The sequence below is a fragment of the Aquiflexum sp. genome, assembly GCF_977115555.1.
Window position 1 is genome coordinate 1 of the sequence record NZ_CDSBKL010000496.1, and the last position, 2639, is coordinate 2639.

Annotated in this window: 2 protein-coding genes and 1 pseudogene; all 3 read left to right on the forward strand. The window is 40.7% G+C overall.

Annotated features, from left to right (window positions below):
• The first annotated feature begins 263 nt into the window (after positions 1-263).
• Complete coding sequence (locus ACZFYI_RS18720; protein ID WP_462525642.1) at positions 264-1397, forward strand: ATP-binding protein; 1134 nt, start codon at positions 264-266, stop codon at positions 1395-1397.
• A gap of 240 nt (positions 1398-1637) precedes the next feature.
• Positions 1638-2396 carry a (Fe-S)-binding protein gene (locus ACZFYI_RS18725; protein ID WP_462525643.1) on the forward strand — a complete coding sequence of 253 codons (759 nt, stop codon included), beginning with the start codon at positions 1638-1640 and terminating at the stop codon, positions 2394-2396.
• Positions 2393-2639: pseudogene (locus tag ACZFYI_RS18730) on the forward strand (4Fe-4S ferredoxin); the annotation flags it as partial. The gene ACZFYI_RS18725 and the pseudogene ACZFYI_RS18730, both read left to right, overlap by 4 nt.

A 2639-nucleotide genomic window follows, 5' to 3' on the forward strand; every position in this document is an offset into this window, starting at 1 on the left:
ACAAATGCCAGCGATAGTTTTTGGGTTATTGTTGCCATGGTCTTGGGAAAATAAATGGTTGAAAAGTGCTTGGATAAGATGTTAACGATCTAAAATAAGTTTAGGTTGTTTTTTCTGAGAAAGATTTCGTACAGCATTCCAACGATTTTTCAGATCGTAATCGAAATTTTAGGCCCAATATTTAGATCGTAGTCGAAAAATTAGGCGTATTTTTTCGATTACGATCTAAATATTCCGTATGTTTGAATATAAAAAAAGGAAACATGATTCAAAGGACACTTCTGGAAAAGCTCGTTTCTTCCTGTTTCAAGGGTAAAATCTTATTACTCCTAGGTCCAAGACAGGTAGGAAAAACCACACTCCTCAAAGAAACAGTAAGGCAATTGGATATACCATCGGTTTGGTTCAATGCTGATGAAGCTGATATTTTGGAAGCATTCTCCTCTGCCAACACCAGTACCCAATTGATTCAGCTGATCGGAGCAAACAATAAATTGGTCATTATTGATGAAGCACAACAGATTCCTAACATTGGCAAAAAACTGAAGCTCATTTTTGACAATAGACCGGACATACAGATTATCGCCACAGGTTCTTCTGCCTTTGACCTTCAAAACCAAACCGCTGAACCGCTGACCGGTAGAAAAAAAACATTCCATCTATTTCCAATCAGCTTCAGGGAAACGGTGAACCACACTTCCCTTTTAGAAGGGAAGAGACTATTGGACACACGGTTGATCTATGGATTCTACCCGGAAGTAGTCAACAACCCCGGAAATGAAAAAGAAATCCTGGTAGAAATCGCCCAAAGCTATCTTTACAAAGATGTTTTGCAGCTGGATAGTGTCCGAAAACCAAGCCACATTGACAAACTTTTGCGTGCATTGGCATTTCAGGTTGGCAGTGAAGTGAGCTACAATGAATTGGCTCAAACCATCGGCAATATCGATACCCTGACAGTAGAAAAATACCTTGATCTGTTGGAAAAAGCCTTTGTCATTTTCAAGCTTCCTGCATTTAGCCGAAACCTCCGAAATGAAATCAAAAAAAGTAAAAAGTATTATTTCTATGACAACGGGATCAGAAATGTACTCATCAGTAATTTTTCCCTTCCAGAAATGCGTCAAGACAAAGGGGCATTGTGGGAAAATTTCTTGATCTCAGAAAGATTGAAACAAAACCAATACAACGGAAGATTTGTCAATACTTATTTTTGGAGAACCCATGACAAGGCCGAGATAGATTATATTGAAGAAGAGGATGGCATCTTACATGCTTATGAATTCAAATGGAAAGAACAAAAAGTCAAGTTCCCGACCTCTTTCCTTGATGCTTATCCGCAGCATCAAACAGCTGTAATTACTAAAAACGACTTCCAGGAATTTGTTGGGATATGATATTTTGCAATAGAAAAAACCCATCTTTCTTTATGGATCAATTCGAAACCCCTACACTACAGGATATTTCCTTCCTTCCTTTTTTTGAGATTGAGAAACAAAATTGTTTTAAATGATATTGGTGGATACTTATTGATATTTATGGATATTAACAGACATTATTGAGCACTAAATACACCTCAATTACTTCACCAAAATATCAATCTATAACTCAGTATCCATTAATACCTAATTGATAAAATGCCCGAGAATAAAAAAAATATAGGCCTCTTCATCCCCTGCTACGTCGATCAGTTTTATCCCAAGGTTGCAATTGCGACTTTGGAATTACTGGAGAAATTGGGTTGTCAGGTGACCTATCCCATGGGTCAGACCTGTTGCGGGCAGCCCATGGCCAACGCGGGCTATGAACGGGATACAATTGCCACGACCAAGCATTTTATCAGGATTTTCAAAGACTTTGATTATGTCGTGGCCCCATCAGGTAGCTGTGTCCTGCACATCAAAGAACATGCGCCTGCCATCTCAGGAATGGAAAAAGAACAATCCGAACTCCATGACAAGATTTTTGAACTGACAGAATTCTTGACAGATATACTGAAAATCGAGAACATCCAAGGAAGCTTTCCCCACAGAGTCGGCTTCCATGCCTCCTGTCATGGGCAACGGGGTTTGAGGCTTTCTTCTTCAAGTGAACTGAATCAGCCATCCTTCAATAAAGCCAAACAACTGATGTCCAATCTGGAAGGATTGGAATGGGTGGAATTGGAAAGGAAAGATGAATGCTGTGGTTTTGGAGGCACATTTGCGGTAAGCGAAGAAGCCCTTTCCATCCAAATGGGCAAAGACAGGTTGGCCGACCACCAAGCACACAAAGTCGAAATCCTGACCGGAGGCGACATGTCCTGCATCATGCATTTGCAGGGAATCGCCAAACGAAACGGAAATCCGATCCGGTTTAAGCATATCGCCGAAATCCTAAACGAAGCCATCACATGAGCCATCCGATACAGGCAGCAGCATTTTTGGAAGATCAGGCCAAGTCCAAATGGCATGATGAGACGCTGTGGTTTGTCCGTGATAAGCGCGATAAAATAAGCAAATCCGTACCCGAGTGGGAGCAACTCCGTACCCTTGCTTCACAGATCAAAGACAATGTTTTGGCCAATTTGGGTAGCTATTTGGAGGAATTTGAAAAGAACGCCAAAGCAAATAATATCCATGTCCATTGGGCTAAAGATG

Bases quoted from the DNA above. Each gene is read 5' to 3' on its own strand.
- ACZFYI_RS18720 (WP_462525642.1), top strand. From the start codon at position 264: ATGATTCAAAGGACACTTCTGGAAAAGCTCGTTTCTTCCTGTTTCAAG.
- ACZFYI_RS18725 (WP_462525643.1), top strand. From the start codon at position 1,638: ATGCCCGAGAATAAAAAAAATATAGGCCTCTTCATCCCCTGCTACGTC.